At 65.0% G+C, this 12,053-nt stretch carries 14 protein-coding genes; 5 read left to right on the forward strand and 9 right to left on the reverse strand.

Annotated elements, in window-relative coordinates; genetic code table 11:
* Positions 1 to 126 precede the first annotated feature (126 nt).
* Positions 127 to 546, reverse strand: a complete 420-nt coding sequence (locus C5B91_RS06460) for a DUF5367 family protein (protein WP_008093557.1) — start codon at positions 544 to 546, stop codon at positions 127 to 129.
* A gap of 82 nt (positions 547 to 628) precedes the next feature.
* Here C5B91_RS06460 and C5B91_RS06465 point away from each other — a divergent pair, with 82 nt between their 5' ends.
* The gene (locus C5B91_RS06465) at positions 629 to 874 is read left to right on the forward strand and encodes a hypothetical protein (RefSeq protein ID WP_008093558.1); all 246 of its coding nucleotides are present in this window, start codon (positions 629 to 631) and stop codon (positions 872 to 874) included.
* Positions 875 to 1,100: 226 nt separating this feature from the next.
* Here C5B91_RS06465 and C5B91_RS06470 read toward each other — a convergent pair whose 3' ends face one another.
* From C5B91_RS06470 to C5B91_RS06480, 3 genes are all read right to left on the reverse strand, one after another.
* Positions 1,101 to 2,276: a redox-regulated ATPase YchF gene (locus C5B91_RS06470; protein WP_008093559.1), complete on the reverse strand. Its 1,176-nt coding sequence runs from the start codon at positions 2,274 to 2,276 to the stop codon at positions 1,101 to 1,103.
* Positions 2,277 to 2,354: 78 nt separating this feature from the next.
* Positions 2,355 to 3,218 carry a DUF4349 domain-containing protein gene (locus C5B91_RS06475; protein ID WP_008093560.1) on the reverse strand — a complete coding sequence of 288 codons (864 nt, stop codon included), beginning with the start codon at positions 3,216 to 3,218 and terminating at the stop codon, positions 2,355 to 2,357.
* Between the two features lie 108 nt (positions 3,219 to 3,326).
* Positions 3,327 to 4,178, reverse strand: coding sequence for a polymer-forming cytoskeletal protein (locus C5B91_RS06480; protein ID WP_049913448.1), 852 nt, complete (start codon positions 4,176 to 4,178; stop codon positions 3,327 to 3,329).
* 121 nt (positions 4,179 to 4,299) lie between these two features.
* Here C5B91_RS06480 and C5B91_RS06485 point away from each other — a divergent pair, with 121 nt between their 5' ends.
* Complete coding sequence (locus C5B91_RS06485) at positions 4,300 to 4,503, forward strand: DUF5800 family protein (protein ID WP_004976775.1); 204 nt, start codon at positions 4,300 to 4,302, stop codon at positions 4,501 to 4,503.
* Between the two features lie 74 nt (positions 4,504 to 4,577).
* Here C5B91_RS06485 and C5B91_RS06490 read toward each other — a convergent pair whose 3' ends face one another.
* From C5B91_RS06490 to C5B91_RS06505, 4 genes are all read right to left on the reverse strand, one after another.
* Positions 4,578 to 5,759: a DUF3179 domain-containing protein gene (locus C5B91_RS06490; RefSeq protein ID WP_115819254.1), complete on the reverse strand. Its 1,182-nt coding sequence runs from the start codon at positions 5,757 to 5,759 to the stop codon at positions 4,578 to 4,580.
* Between the two features lie 120 nt (positions 5,760 to 5,879).
* Positions 5,880 to 6,566: a dolichyl-phosphate hexose transferase gene (locus tag C5B91_RS06495; RefSeq protein ID WP_049968510.1), complete on the reverse strand. Its 687-nt coding sequence runs from the start codon at positions 6,564 to 6,566 to the stop codon at positions 5,880 to 5,882.
* A 70-nt stretch (positions 6,567 to 6,636) separates the two neighbouring features.
* Positions 6,637 to 6,975, reverse strand: coding sequence for a hypothetical protein (locus C5B91_RS06500; protein ID WP_008093567.1), 339 nt, complete (start codon positions 6,973 to 6,975; stop codon positions 6,637 to 6,639).
* Between the two features lie 107 nt (positions 6,976 to 7,082).
* Positions 7,083 to 7,838: a ribonuclease H-like domain-containing protein gene (locus tag C5B91_RS06505; protein ID WP_008093569.1), complete on the reverse strand. Its 756-nt coding sequence runs from the start codon at positions 7,836 to 7,838 to the stop codon at positions 7,083 to 7,085.
* 111 nt (positions 7,839 to 7,949) lie between these two features.
* Between C5B91_RS06505 and C5B91_RS06510 the strand changes: the two genes are divergently transcribed.
* From C5B91_RS06510 to C5B91_RS06520, 3 genes are all read left to right on the forward strand, one after another.
* Complete coding sequence (locus C5B91_RS06510) at positions 7,950 to 8,654, forward strand: SOS response-associated peptidase (protein WP_115819255.1); 705 nt, start codon at positions 7,950 to 7,952, stop codon at positions 8,652 to 8,654.
* A gap of 1,335 nt (positions 8,655 to 9,989) precedes the next feature.
* Positions 9,990 to 10,436, forward strand: a complete 447-nt coding sequence (locus C5B91_RS06515; protein ID WP_115819256.1) for a DUF5805 domain-containing protein — start codon at positions 9,990 to 9,992, stop codon at positions 10,434 to 10,436.
* Complete coding sequence (locus C5B91_RS06520; RefSeq protein ID WP_115819257.1) at positions 10,426 to 11,475, forward strand: tyrosine-type recombinase/integrase; 1,050 nt, start codon at positions 10,426 to 10,428, stop codon at positions 11,473 to 11,475. Before C5B91_RS06515 ends, C5B91_RS06520 begins: the two co-directional genes overlap by 11 nt.
* A 70-nt stretch (positions 11,476 to 11,545) precedes the next feature.
* Here the strand turns inward: C5B91_RS06520 and C5B91_RS06525 are convergent, their stop codons facing one another.
* Positions 11,546 to 11,929, reverse strand: coding sequence for a RidA family protein (locus tag C5B91_RS06525; protein ID WP_115819258.1), 384 nt, complete (start codon positions 11,927 to 11,929; stop codon positions 11,546 to 11,548).
* Between the last annotated feature and the right edge of the window lie 124 nt (positions 11,930 to 12,053).

Here is a 12,053-nt window from a genome sequence, read left to right on the forward strand (position 1 = left end):
GTCCGAATCGGACCGCCGCTTCGCGCCCTATTTTTCGCGTCGTCGCGCGTGACTGAGCAGAAGAGAGGAGAGCCGCACTGTCGCCGACGCGGCGGCTCGACGATGGAAGCGTCGGCCCGAATCGGGTCACCGACCGACGAACCCCGAGACCAAAACCGTCGCGTACGCCAGGAGCAACAGCCCGCCGAAGAGCCCCGCAGCTTCGAGCCCCATGTTCGGGTAGACGAGCGAGAACAGCGCCGTCGAGACCGCGTCGACGAGCATGCCCGGGACGACGAGCAGCGCCGCGGCCTCCCGTTTCGCGCCGCCGGAGAGCCCGCGCCACCGGAAGACCCCGACCGCGAGCGCCCACATCGCGGGCACCGTCAACGCGAACACCGCAGCCGTGACCAACGGACGGGAGGGAACTAACACGAGCTGGCCGACGACGCGGAAGACGAGGCCGGCGACGAGGGCAATCGCCAGTCCGACGCCGAGAAGCACCCGCGTCTCGGACAGCGGGAGCCGACGAGCGTCGGCCTCGGAGACCTGTGAACCGATTGTCATGCGTTCCGTACGCGGGCGAGAAGTATCAGCGTTCGTACGAGGCCGTAGGTTATTATGTCATTCGGAAGTAACGATTGGACGGATGTCAGTTCTCTCGACCGCCGACGAAGGGAAGTTCCTCATGGACGAGGAAGCCGAACAGATCGGAATCGTGACCGAAGTCGACACGGACGCCCAAATCGCGTACGTCGAACCCGACCCAGACATCGCCGAGGCAGTCGTACAGGGCCTCGGCTTCGGCGACGCCGACGGCGACGACATCGAAGTACCCGCCGCGTCGGTGGAGACGGTCACCGATACGGAACTTCGCGTCGCCAAAGACCTCTAAGCCGCAGTCGGTTAGGAACCGATGATTCCATTTTTATCGCGTAAACCCGGACGAGCGACCGCCACGCCCCGGTGAACGATACTCTCGACCCGTTCCTCTGTCGTACGTCGGTGAGCTGCTGAACTCCAATTCCATATAGCGCCATTTGATTTATCTGTGGCGTGGCGGACGGAGTACTGACCCAAGAAGAGCGACAAAATCCGCAGAAAAGACGAATCGACGACAGTTACTTCGCCGTCGAGACGATTTTGATGACGTCACCCTCTTCGAGTTCTTGGTCTTCGGCGATGCGGCGTTTCGCTCGCGCGTCGACCGCGTGGAGGTAGCCGTCGCCGATGTCGGAGTGGACCGCGTACGCGAGGTCCCGCGGCGTCGACCCCCGCGGAAGGAGGAAGGCGTCGGGGAGGACGTTACCCGTGCCGTCGGTCCACTTCGACTCGTTTTGGACCGGGTAGACCGTGATTCGGTCGAGCACGTCGTAGACCGCGGTGTCGATGGCCTCCTGCGTGCCGGTGCCGCCGTGTTCGCCCATCAGGTCGCGGATTCGTTCGAGGCCCTTCTCCTGTGCGCCGCTCACGTCGCCGACGAGTTCGAAGTCGTCGTCGCCGGGGTGGTAGTCGATGATGCCCGCCTCGCGGGCCCGCCGGAGCGCGAGTTCGCCGTCCGCGGTGGCCGCGATGACGGGCTTTCCGGTCTCGGCGAGTCGTTCGAGGTTCTCCGGGGGCGCGATGTCGACCTTGTTGGCCACGAGGACGATGGGCTTGGTCCGCCGGCGAATCGCGCGGGCGAGTTCCACGCGGTCCTCGTCGTCCCAATCTTGGGGATTCGGCGAGTAGTCGAGGTCGCGCAGGACGGCGGCGATATCGTACTCGCTCGCGCCGACGCCCGTCAGGAGGTCCGAGAGGGCGTCGTCCATGTCGAAGTCGGGCGACCGCGACTTGCGGACCACGGACTCCCAGTTCTTGTGGACGATGCCGGCGAGCCACTGTTCGAGTTCCTCCTCGATGAAGTCGACCTCCTCGACGGGGTCGAAGCTCCCCACCTCGACGGGTTCACCCTCGGCGTTCGTCCCGCCGGAGGCGTCGACGACGTTGACGATGGCGTCCGCGTTCGTCAGCTCGTCGAGGAACTGGTTACCGAGGCCGCGGCCCTCGTGCGCGCCGGGAACGAGCCCGGCCACGTCGACGAGTTCGACGGCGACGTAGCGGATACCGTCCTCGCAGTTGCCACAGCGCTCGTCGCGGTCGAGACAAGGACAGCGGGTGCGAGCGTGCGTGACGCCGCGGTTCGCGTCGATAGTCGTGAAGGGGTAGTTCGCCACGTCGACCTCGGCGAGCGTCGAGGCCGTGTAGAACGTCGATTTGCCGGCGTTCGGCTTGCCGGCTAACGCGAGAGAGAGCATGGCTCGACGATGGTCGCGGACGCGGAAAAACGCTCGCGTGCGAGGACGCGCGAGCGACGAACAGAGACCGGCGAGCGGTCAGTCCGTCAGTCGCCTGTAGGCGGCGCGGCCGGCGAGCACCACCCCGCTCCCGAGAATCGCGAGGAGGCCGCCGAAGACGACGAGGTACGGGACCGCGTAGGCGACGGCGACGACGAGCGCCCGAAGGGCGACGAACGCGCCGTTGACCGACTCGGAGAACGCCTGTAAGACCGGCGTGTCGTACCACTGCGCCGGGCCGGGCGGCCGCTCGGACAGCGAGACGCGGACGGTCGAGAGGGCGACCCGGTCTTCGAGCGACTGCTTCTGGGCTTCGAGCCGCTCGATTTCGGTCTGGACCTCGGTCAGGCGCTCTTCGACCGCGAGCACGTCTTCGGTCGTGTTAGCCGACTCGTAGAGTTCGCGGAGGCGGTCACGCTGCGCGCGGAGGTTGCTCAACCGCGCTTCGATATCGACCAGTTGGTCGGTCACGTCCTGCGAGTTCGTCTCGACGCGCTCGACTTCGCCGAGGTCCTTCATGTCGGCCATGAACGCCGAGAAGTCCTCGGAGGGGACGCGCACGACGAGTTGACCCGAGCGGTAGGTGCCGCCGCTCCGGCGGTTGACGTACTCGTTGGAGTCGCTGATGTAACCGCCGTAGGACTCGGCGGTCGCTTCGACCGCGTCGCGCGACTCGTTGAACTCGTCGACGGTTAGTTCTATCCGGCCGTTCTTGATGACCGCCCGCCGCTGGGCCTGCGGGAGGTCGTCGCCGCCCGTCTGTTCGGCGTCGGTGGAGGCGGCCGTGTCGGCGGCGAGCGAGACGCTCTCCGCGCCGCCAGCGCCACCGTCCGCCGCGCCGCCGGTACACCCGGCGAGGAGGACGAGGAGGGCGACCGAGAGAAGTTTCAGTCGATTGTCCATAGACGACACTCTCCACCTGAGGGATTAATCGTTGGGTAAGCACAAACGACGACTGTTGCTATCGCGGCGCACGGGGAGCCGCGGTCGCTCGGTCGGTCTCGAATTCGGTTACTCGGCCTCGCGGGGGAGGTTATCGCGGTGAATGCGCATCTCGCCGCGGGCGCGCATCGTGCCGTCGACGTGCGCGCCGGCTTCGAGCACGAGGTCGTTACAGGACACGTCGCCGAGGACGCGCGCGTCCTCGTGGATGCGGACCTCGCCGTTTCGGGTGGTCACGTCGCCGTGGATGCGCGTTCCGCTCCCGACGACGATGTCGTCGCGGGCGCGGAGGCTCCCGAAGACGTTGTTGTCCTCGGCGAGGTCGATGGACTTCGCGCGGATGTTGCCGTGGATTCGGCAGTCTGACCCGACGTGTGCGGGCGTCGAGACGCGCCACGCGTCGTCTGAGACGGTGGCGTTCCGGGGAATCACGAGCGGGTCGTGCGGCGACTCGCCCGAGAGGGTTTCGGCGAGTTCGTCGGCCGCCTCGTCCTCGCCGAGTCGGAGAAGTTGCGAGAGGACGATGAAGTAGAATACGAGCGTCGGGATTGGGTTGCGGATGACGATCCAGCCGTTGGCCTCGAACCCCTCTTCGATGTCGACGTCGTCGCCGATGTCGAGGTCGCCCGAGACCATCAGGCGGCCGGCGATGTGGACGCGCTCGCCGAGGTAGGCGTCGTTGCCGACGAGGACGTTTCCGGCCACGTCGTCGAGCATGTCGAGTCGGCAGTCGGCCTCGGCCTCGATGTCGCCGCCGAAGGTGACGCGCTCGCCCGCGAGGACGTTCTGTCCGCGGACGCCGAACTCGACGGTGCTCTGCCCGCCGACGACCACGTCGCCGTCGGTGACGAGGTCGTGTTCCTCGACCGTCGTCCCGTCGGGAATTTCGAGCGCATCGAGCGGGTCCGTACCCAGTGACACGCTCCGAACCAACACCCGTGCCATAATAAACCGTCCGCAAGACGACCGTCAGACACGACGGGGGCCGCCGGTTTCGCGACGACGACGCGTATTTAACTACTCGCGGAAAACAAAGACAGGTATGACGATTCTCTCTTTCGACGACGACGGCGTAGACGTGGTCTACGAGGGAACGGAGTTCCGCCTCGAAAAGGCCCTCATCGAGGAGGCCATCGGGAAGTCCTACCCCGACGTGACCGACCACGAGGTGCTGAAAATCGTCGAGAAGGAGCCCTCCCTCTCCGGCGAGCCCCGGCGCGTCCGCGACATCCTGAACTCGTCGTAGCCGCCGCCCGAACGGCCGAAACTCCGATTCTCCGCGTATCGCCCTCGAATCACGCGCGCTCGCCGCGCGAACGACTACTCCTCCTCGCCGGTCGCGTTCTTCACCCCGTAAATCTCCGTCTCCGGGTTGAAGTCTGCCCACGCGAACCAGAACATCGGCGAGCGGTCGTTGGCCCGCGTCAGGACCGACCCCTCGTGGGGACCGTCGAGCGCCCGGCCGGTGAGGAGGTTCCACCGCGACCCGGCGGCGACGAGAACCGACCCGTCGCGTTCGAACGCGACGGCCTCGCCGTCGACCCGGCGGACGTAGGCGACGAGACTCCCCTCGGCGGAGGCCGCCACGACGACCGGGAGGTCGCCGACGGTGTCGTTGACGACGCCCGCGCGCTCCACCGCGTCGAGCGGGTAAGCGCGGGCGACACCATCGGCGGCGACGCCGACGACCGACGTTTTCGGGTGCAATCGGTCGTCCGCCGCGTCGTTGAAGCCGATGCCGATGGCGCTCGACTGCTGATAGCTCGCGTAGGGGTTCACGTCGTACTGGCGGGTCTGCCGCCCGCGAATCGTCCCCGAGACGGGCGGCGGAACCAACACCTCGGTCTCGGGGTGGGCCGCCCGCCACTCGCCCCACGTGGAGCTGGTCGAGGGGAGGAGCGACAGCGTCTCGCCGGTCAGTTCCCCGCGAATCGCGGTCGCGAGCACCTGGCTCCACAGCGAGTTCGTCCGGTCGTCGTACATCACGAGGTCGGACATCCAGAGCAGGCCCGAGACGCCGAAGTACGTCGGCTCGCCGCCGGCGAGTCTGTCGGCGACGACGGCGCTCCCGCACAGCGGACAGTAGGTCACGACCACGGGCCGGCCGTCGAAGCCGTCGTTGACGATTTCGTGCCAGTTCAGGACAGCGAGCGGGTAAGCGCGGGCGATCCCGTCGAGTTCGACGCCGACCACCTCGTCGCCGTCGTCGAGCGTCGCGTCCACCTCGTCGAACCCGCTCCAGTCGGCCGCGAAGACGGGGGCGGTGATGGCCGGGATGGCGTCTTTCGACGCGCCCCGGCGGAGTTCGTCCTCGGGGACCGGAAGCTCGAACGGGCCCGAGTACTCGCCCGCGGTGGAATCGGTTGTTTCGGCGGGCTCGGACGCGTCATCGGCTCCCGCGTCGTCGCCCGCGACCGGCGGGTCACTTCCGAGACAGCCTGACAGAGCGACACCGGCACCGAGTGCGGCGAGAACCCGGCGTCGGTTCGTTGTCGAATCCATGCCCGATATTCGACCGAGTCGCCTATGAGAAATGTGCGGTTAGGTATCGATGCGCACGACCGTCGCGGGGTCGTCAGTTCGGAGTCGGGCCTGAAGGGAGAAAACGAGCGAAGCGGCCGCTCAGAACCGAAGTCGCTCTTCCAGACAGACTTTGACGATGGACTTCCCGATGGCCGCGCCGCCGGCGAAGGGGTCAAGTTTCGTCTCGCCTGCGCGCTCGCGGTAGGGGATGGGCACCTCGGCGATGTTGTAGCCGCGCATCGCGGGGCGGATGAGGAGTTCGGCCGACAGCCCCGTGTTCTCGGTCCACTCGATGTCGTGGAGGAGTTCCCGGCGGTACGCGCGCATTCCGGTGGTCGTGTCGTGGACGGTCGCGCCCATGAGGAAGCTAGCGAGGCGGGCGAACGCGATGTTCCCCGCGCGGTTGAGTCGGGGCATCGTCTCCGCGCCCTTCGTGATTCGGTCCCCGGAGACCACGTCGTAGCCGTCGTTGATGAGGTCGAGGAACTTCGGGAGATACTCCATCGGATAGGTGTCGTCGCAGTCGGTGGTGACGACGACCGGCCGGTCGGGCGCGAGCACCGCGGCCTCGACCGCGACGCCGTACCCCTGCGGTTCCTGTTCGATGACGCGCGCGCCCATCTTGCGGGCGATTTCGGGCGTTCGGTCGTCGGAACCATCCACGCAGACGACTTCGGCGCGCCCGTCGGTGATTCGGTCGATGTCCGCCAGAACCGACCCGATGGCCTGTTCTTCGTTGTACGTCCCCATCACGACCGCGAGGTCGTCGAAGGTGTACTCGGTCATTGGACGGGGTTATTGACGGTCGCTCTTGAACTTTTAGGTTTGCCAAAACCGTGGCGTGCGAGGGCCGGTGTTAGCTCAGTCCGCGGCTATCGGGCTGGTCTTCCAGTTCTTTCGCGTGGTCGACGAGGTAGTCCATGAGGCGGGTCGCCGACGCTTCCACGTCGTCGAGTTCGTCGTTCGACTGCCCGCTGACGCGGACGGAGAGTTCGTAGAGGTCGAGTTCGACGTGGGGGACGGTCTCGTCGCCGTTGCCGTTGTCGCGCTCGTCTGTGCCGCCGTCCGCCGCTTCGACGGTCGCGTCGGCGTCGACCGGCTCGTCGCCGTCTGTCGATTCGGTCGCATCGTCGGACGGCGGGGTCGAATCGGCGGGGTCGTCCGCCTCGGGGTCGGCGTCGGGGTCGTCGGTCATGTGCGGCGCGTCGCTTCGGGGGATGAAAAAAGCGCGGGGTTCCGGCACGCGCTCGCGGGTCGCCGACCCTCACCGAATACGGTCGCAAACACGCCTCTGCGACCGATTCAGGCGAGGTCCGCGTCGAGTCCCTCGCAGGCGCGGTCGTGGAGGCGACCGGTGACCGTCTCCATGAGGCGTTCGAGGTTGACCGCGTCCTCGCGGTTGTACGACACGAGCGTATCGAGCGACGACTGGTCGCCGCGCTCGTACTCGCGCCAGAGGCGGACGGCGTCGCGGCCAGAGATGTCCGGGCGGTCGCGGTCGATGCCGACGTCTTTCTCGATTTGTTTCAGCCCGCCGGTGAGGTCGAGCGTCCGGCACGGATACATCAAGTCGACGTGCGGCACGTCGATGGAGACGTCGAACGAGGTCTCGAGGAACGGCACGTCGAAACGCGCGCCGTTGAACGTCGCGATGAGTTTCGCGTCGGCGAACTGCTCGCGGAGGGCGTCGGCGGTCAGGTCCTCCCCGCTGACGAGCGTCGTCGTCTCGCCGTCCTGATAGAACGAGACGGTCGTCACCGAGTCGCGCTCGGGCGAGAGGCCGGTCGTCTCGATGTCGAAAAAGCACGTCTCGTCGCGGAAGTTCTCGTACAGTCGCCAGCGCTCGCCCGAGGGGAAGCAGTCGTCGAAGAACCACGAGTTGCCGTCGTCGAGGTGGGCGTACGCGTCCGCGATGAACGTCTCGATTCGGTCGCCCGTCTTCGCGCCGACGAGCGAGGCGTCGAACTCGTCCCAGTGGGTCGACCCGGCCCGCCAGAGGTTTCGCTCCGTCCGCTCGCCCACGCCGCGGACGGGGATGAAGCTGTTCTCGATTCGCATGTCCGACAGGGGGGCGTCGGCGACCCTAAATGCGTCGTCGTGGGTCGGCGGCCGCGCTCCCGGGACGTCCCCGCCGCGGGCGTTTTACCCGCAGGGCGCGAAGCCGAGGGTATGTGCGGCCGCTACACGCTGTTCACCCCGCCCGAGGAACTCGAAGTGCGGTTCGACGCGACGCCGACGCGCCCACTTTCGGCGCGGTACAACTGCGCGCCCGGCCAGGAACTCCCGGTCGTGACCAACGAAGCGGACGACGAGTTCCGCTTTCTCAAGTGGGGACTCGTCCCCTCGTGGGCCGACAGCGCCAGCGTCGGCAACGACCGAATCAACGCCCGCGCGGAGACCGTCCGCGAGAAGCGGAGCTTCGCCGACGCCTACGAGGCCCGCCGGTGTCTCGTCCCGTCCGACGGCTTCTACGAGTGGGTCGACCACGGCGGGCGAAAACAGCCCTACCGCGTCGCCTTCGAGGACGACCGCCCGTTCGCCATGGCCGGCCTCTGGGAGCGGTGGACGCCGCCGACGAAACAGACCGGCCTCGGCGACTTCGGAAGCGGCGGCCCCTCGCGCGAGCAGGAGCCGCTTGAGACGTTCACCGTCGTCACGACCGAGCCGAACGACCTCATCTCCGAGCTCCATCACCGGATGGCCGTCGTCCTCGACCCCGAGGAAGAAGAGACGTGGCTCCACGGCGACCCCGGCGAGGCGGCGGCGCTCCTCGACACCTACCCCGACGACGAACTCGGGGCGTACCCCGTCTCGACGCGGGTGAACAGCCCCGCTAACGACGGCCCCGAACTGATAGAGCGAGTCGAGGCGTAGCACGCTGGGGGAAAGCCGCCAGCGTACGGCTGTCCCGACACCTCCGACGCGAATCGGCTGGGTTCGATGGAATCCCGAATGTTCCGGAATCGGTCGAACCCGAGAATCTGGATTGCATATAGCGATATGAGATATACAGGTCTCGAATCGGACAATCGGCAACCCGTAGAGAGACCGTAACCTACGAGCTAACGAACGAGCCACGCTGACGGAGAGAGTCGGGAAGACCGACGGTCGACAGTACTGACCGTCAGCGACGCAGAGCGAGAGGCAAGTCGTGCCCGCGGCTCGAGCGTTCGTATCGCAGCCAGGGGTTCGGTTTGCGCCGGTCGCATGGGTCGTGCGGACGGACCGATGAGTCACAGTCGAAATCCGAGACAGCTCACTCGACCGGGTCGTCGCCGTCGAGAGAGCAGCCCCCGTCGAATTCGAGCGTATTGACGAGTCACCGAGACTGCGATTCGAGCGATCCCGGAGAACGGCACAGCGCGCTTGAGAGCCGCTTCGGCGTGAGGTGGAAGGAAAGTAGGGTTCCCGTTCTCGCCTCGAAGATGGAGGGCTGTAGCGGCGTCAAACGCGAACGAATCGGGCCGTCGGAGACATCGGTCCGGGTCGCTCTCGGATGGTTCAACAATCATCGTCGACGGTGGGTTGCGTGTCCAAATCGAACAACATTCGAAGAGACTCTGCGTGGCGACCCCAGTATAATAACAAAATATCTATTCTGAAATTAATCGGCGACAGACGACATATATTCGGGAGAAGAAAGATGAGATAATCTATGAAAATATCAGATGAATCTATGTTGCAATATATTTGTTCGAGAGAGCGAGTCTGACGCGTCGATGAGCGTGTAAATTCCACACCATAATATAAAGAAAAATTCTTTGAATAATTCGGCCCTAAATTTGAAGAATAAAACGGAGACGAATCATCGTCATTCGGGAGATTTATAATAATTCAGTTAGGTTTGGATTGAAATAACGAACGGCGTGGAACCGCATCCTCGAAACGTCACTCAGGGGGTAAACAATCCGAGAAATGCCATCTAATATTTGGGCGCCTTAGCATAAATGAGATATTATCGGCAGTTCTATGACCTCTCAGAAGCAACAAATTTGGCCGAGTCTCAGATCCGCTCGAAACGCCTGAAATCGGGACTCTCCAGAGCAACTAAATATCCTGAATACTACATGCAAACCGCCGAAAATACGGTTGCATAATTCAGGATAATTCAACTCCACCGCGGGAAATCCACATGTGCATCTCAGGATAACATCTCTTATTCTGGACTGTGCCGGTAGATTGAATATCGACCCCCGTGTCGATCCGTCCATGAGCGACGAGGCCGACCGCGCGACGGTGCAAACCTACCTCCCGGCCCACCAGAAGGCCATCTGGAAGGACCACGCGGACCGACTCGGGATGAGCCAGAGCGAATTTGTCAGAACGATGGTACAGGCCGGTCGGCGCGATTTCGACGTTCCGACGGGAGGCGATGAGACGGCCACAACCCCAGGGGTTGACGGGGGAGAAAGGGGACTCCAGAACGGCGGTTCAAATCAAGACGAGGAGGACGAAAATAACGGCCAGTTCGAGGCCCGAATCGTCGAGGCGCTCGCGGACGATACTCACCGGTCGTGGGACGACCTCGTTTCGGCGCTGACCGACGACATCGAAGACCGCCTCGAATCGACGCTGCAGGAACTGCAATCGAGCGGCCGAGTCGTGTACAGCGGGCGACACGGCGGCTACACGCTGGCGGAGCGCGATGGCCGCTGAGCGCCCCGCCGACGCGGAGGACCCGGTCGGGTACTTCCTGCAGGATATGACTTACCACGGGAAGACCGACCGGACCCGCGACGCCTACGAACGGGTCCTCCGAGCGTTCGAATCGTTCCTCGGTGACCCCTCGCGGAACCCCTCCGGGACCGCTCGGTCGGTCGACGACGCGACCCACCGCGACTGCATGGCGTGGATACACACCCTGCGAAACCGCGACGTCGCACCGAGCACGGTGGCGACGTACGCCTCCTACCTCCACCGATTTTACGCCTACATGGCGCAGGTCGGCGCGTTCGACTCCAATCCGATGAGTCTCGTGATGGAGGAGATGGACGAGCGCATCGACACCAACCCCGCTCGCCGGGAGCTTTCGGTCCCGCAGATGCGGGGGTTCGTCCGCGAAATCGCCCATCCGCTGGACCACGCGCTGGTGGTCACCCTCCTCAAGACCGGGATGCGCGTCGGCGAACTGTGCAATCTCGACCTTCGAGACGTGTCGCTGGCGGCGGATACACCGCTTTCCGGTGTATCGACCCGCGCCGCCCTCGACGGACGCGGGCCGTCGATATACGTCGCCGCCGACCCGAGCGTCGGAAGCGTCACCAACGGCGAAGCGCGGACCGCCTCGAACAAGCGAAAGCGGTCGACGGTGGTCCCGGTCGACGAGGAGTTGGAAGGCGTCCTCCTGCGCTGGCTGGCGATTCGACCGGATTCGCCGTCGCCGGCGGAGCCGCTTTTCGTCGGCACCGCATCGGGCTGGGGCCAACGACTGGAACCCGACGCCGTCCACCACGTCGTCACCGCTCACGCCGCCGACGCCGGGTGGTACCGGGCGGGCGGCGACCGCGAGGAGAACGTCACGCCGCACTACTTCAGGCACTTCTTCACCACCCACCTCCGGGACCGGACCGGTGACCGCGGCATCGTCAAGTACCTCCGCGGCGACGTTGCCGGCGACATCATCGACACGTACACCCACAACTGGGGCGATAGAGTGCGTGAGACGTACGAATCGAATATCTACTCGCTTCGCTGAGCGGCTTGCGAGCTGTTCGAAGCGCTACTTGTAAACTGTATATCGCTATACTGAATCCGATGGTCGAGGTTTATCGTTTGACGCCCGTCGCCTCGATTTGGACGGTGACGTCGTTCGGGAGTTCGGAGACGCCGACGACGGTCATCGCCGGTCTCCGGTCGTCGAAGTAGGCGTCGTAGGCCGACTCGATGGCGTCGATTCGGTCGAGGTCGGTCGTGTAGACCGTGGTCCGGAGCACGTCGTCTAAGTCGAGATCAGAGCGTCCGACGGCCGCTTCTACGCGTTCGAGCGCGTTTACCGTCTGACTCTCGACCGACTGGTGACCGTCCGCCGTCTGCTCCGGGTCGGGGTACTGCGCGTCGAAGAAGACGAGTTGCAGGTTCCGCTTTCGAGCGCCGTAGCCGGCAGTCGCCTTGAAGTGGTCGCCCTCGTATCGGGCCGCATCGCCGTTCATATCCGCACCTCCGCGGGATTCGTTCGAATCTGGTTCACGGTCGTACTACCCCGCGAGCGGCCATCGACGTATCGCTAGCATGTACTAACTTCGGGAGAGAGATTCTCACGCGGTGAATCAGAGG

It is taken from the genome of Haloferax sp. Atlit-10N (genome assembly GCF_003586325.1).
Classification (GTDB): Archaea; Halobacteriota; Halobacteria; order Halobacteriales; family Haloferacaceae; genus Haloferax; species Haloferax prahovense.

What these genes read in the sequence shown, in the direction of transcription:
- C5B91_RS06460 (WP_008093557.1), bottom strand. Translation starts at nt 546, where the DNA reads ATGACAATCGGTTCACAGGTCTCCGAGGCCGACGCTCGTCGGCTCCCG.
- C5B91_RS06465 (WP_008093558.1), top strand. Translation starts at nt 629, where the DNA reads ATGTCAGTTCTCTCGACCGCCGACGAAGGGAAGTTCCTCATGGACGAG.
- C5B91_RS06470 (WP_008093559.1), bottom strand. Translation starts at nt 2,276, where the DNA reads ATGCTCTCTCTCGCGTTAGCCGGCAAGCCGAACGCCGGCAAATCGACG.
- C5B91_RS06475 (WP_008093560.1), bottom strand. Translation starts at nt 3,218, where the DNA reads ATGGACAATCGACTGAAACTTCTCTCGGTCGCCCTCCTCGTCCTCCTC.
- C5B91_RS06485 (WP_004976775.1), top strand. Translation starts at nt 4,300, where the DNA reads ATGACGATTCTCTCTTTCGACGACGACGGCGTAGACGTGGTCTACGAG.
- C5B91_RS06490 (WP_115819254.1), bottom strand. Translation starts at nt 5,759, where the DNA reads ATGGATTCGACAACGAACCGACGCCGGGTTCTCGCCGCACTCGGTGCC.
- C5B91_RS06495 (WP_049968510.1), bottom strand. Translation starts at nt 6,566, where the DNA reads ATGACCGAGTACACCTTCGACGACCTCGCGGTCGTGATGGGGACGTAC.
- C5B91_RS06500 (WP_008093567.1), bottom strand. Translation starts at nt 6,975, where the DNA reads ATGACCGACGACCCCGACGCCGACCCCGAGGCGGACGACCCCGCCGAT.
- C5B91_RS06505 (WP_008093569.1), bottom strand. Translation starts at nt 7,838, where the DNA reads ATGCGAATCGAGAACAGCTTCATCCCCGTCCGCGGCGTGGGCGAGCGG.
- C5B91_RS06510 (WP_115819255.1), top strand. Translation starts at nt 7,950, where the DNA reads ATGTGCGGCCGCTACACGCTGTTCACCCCGCCCGAGGAACTCGAAGTG.
- C5B91_RS06515 (WP_115819256.1), top strand. Translation starts at nt 9,990, where the DNA reads ATGAGCGACGAGGCCGACCGCGCGACGGTGCAAACCTACCTCCCGGCC.
- C5B91_RS06520 (WP_115819257.1), top strand. Translation starts at nt 10,426, where the DNA reads ATGGCCGCTGAGCGCCCCGCCGACGCGGAGGACCCGGTCGGGTACTTC.
- C5B91_RS06525 (WP_115819258.1), bottom strand. Translation starts at nt 11,929, where the DNA reads ATGAACGGCGATGCGGCCCGATACGAGGGCGACCACTTCAAGGCGACT.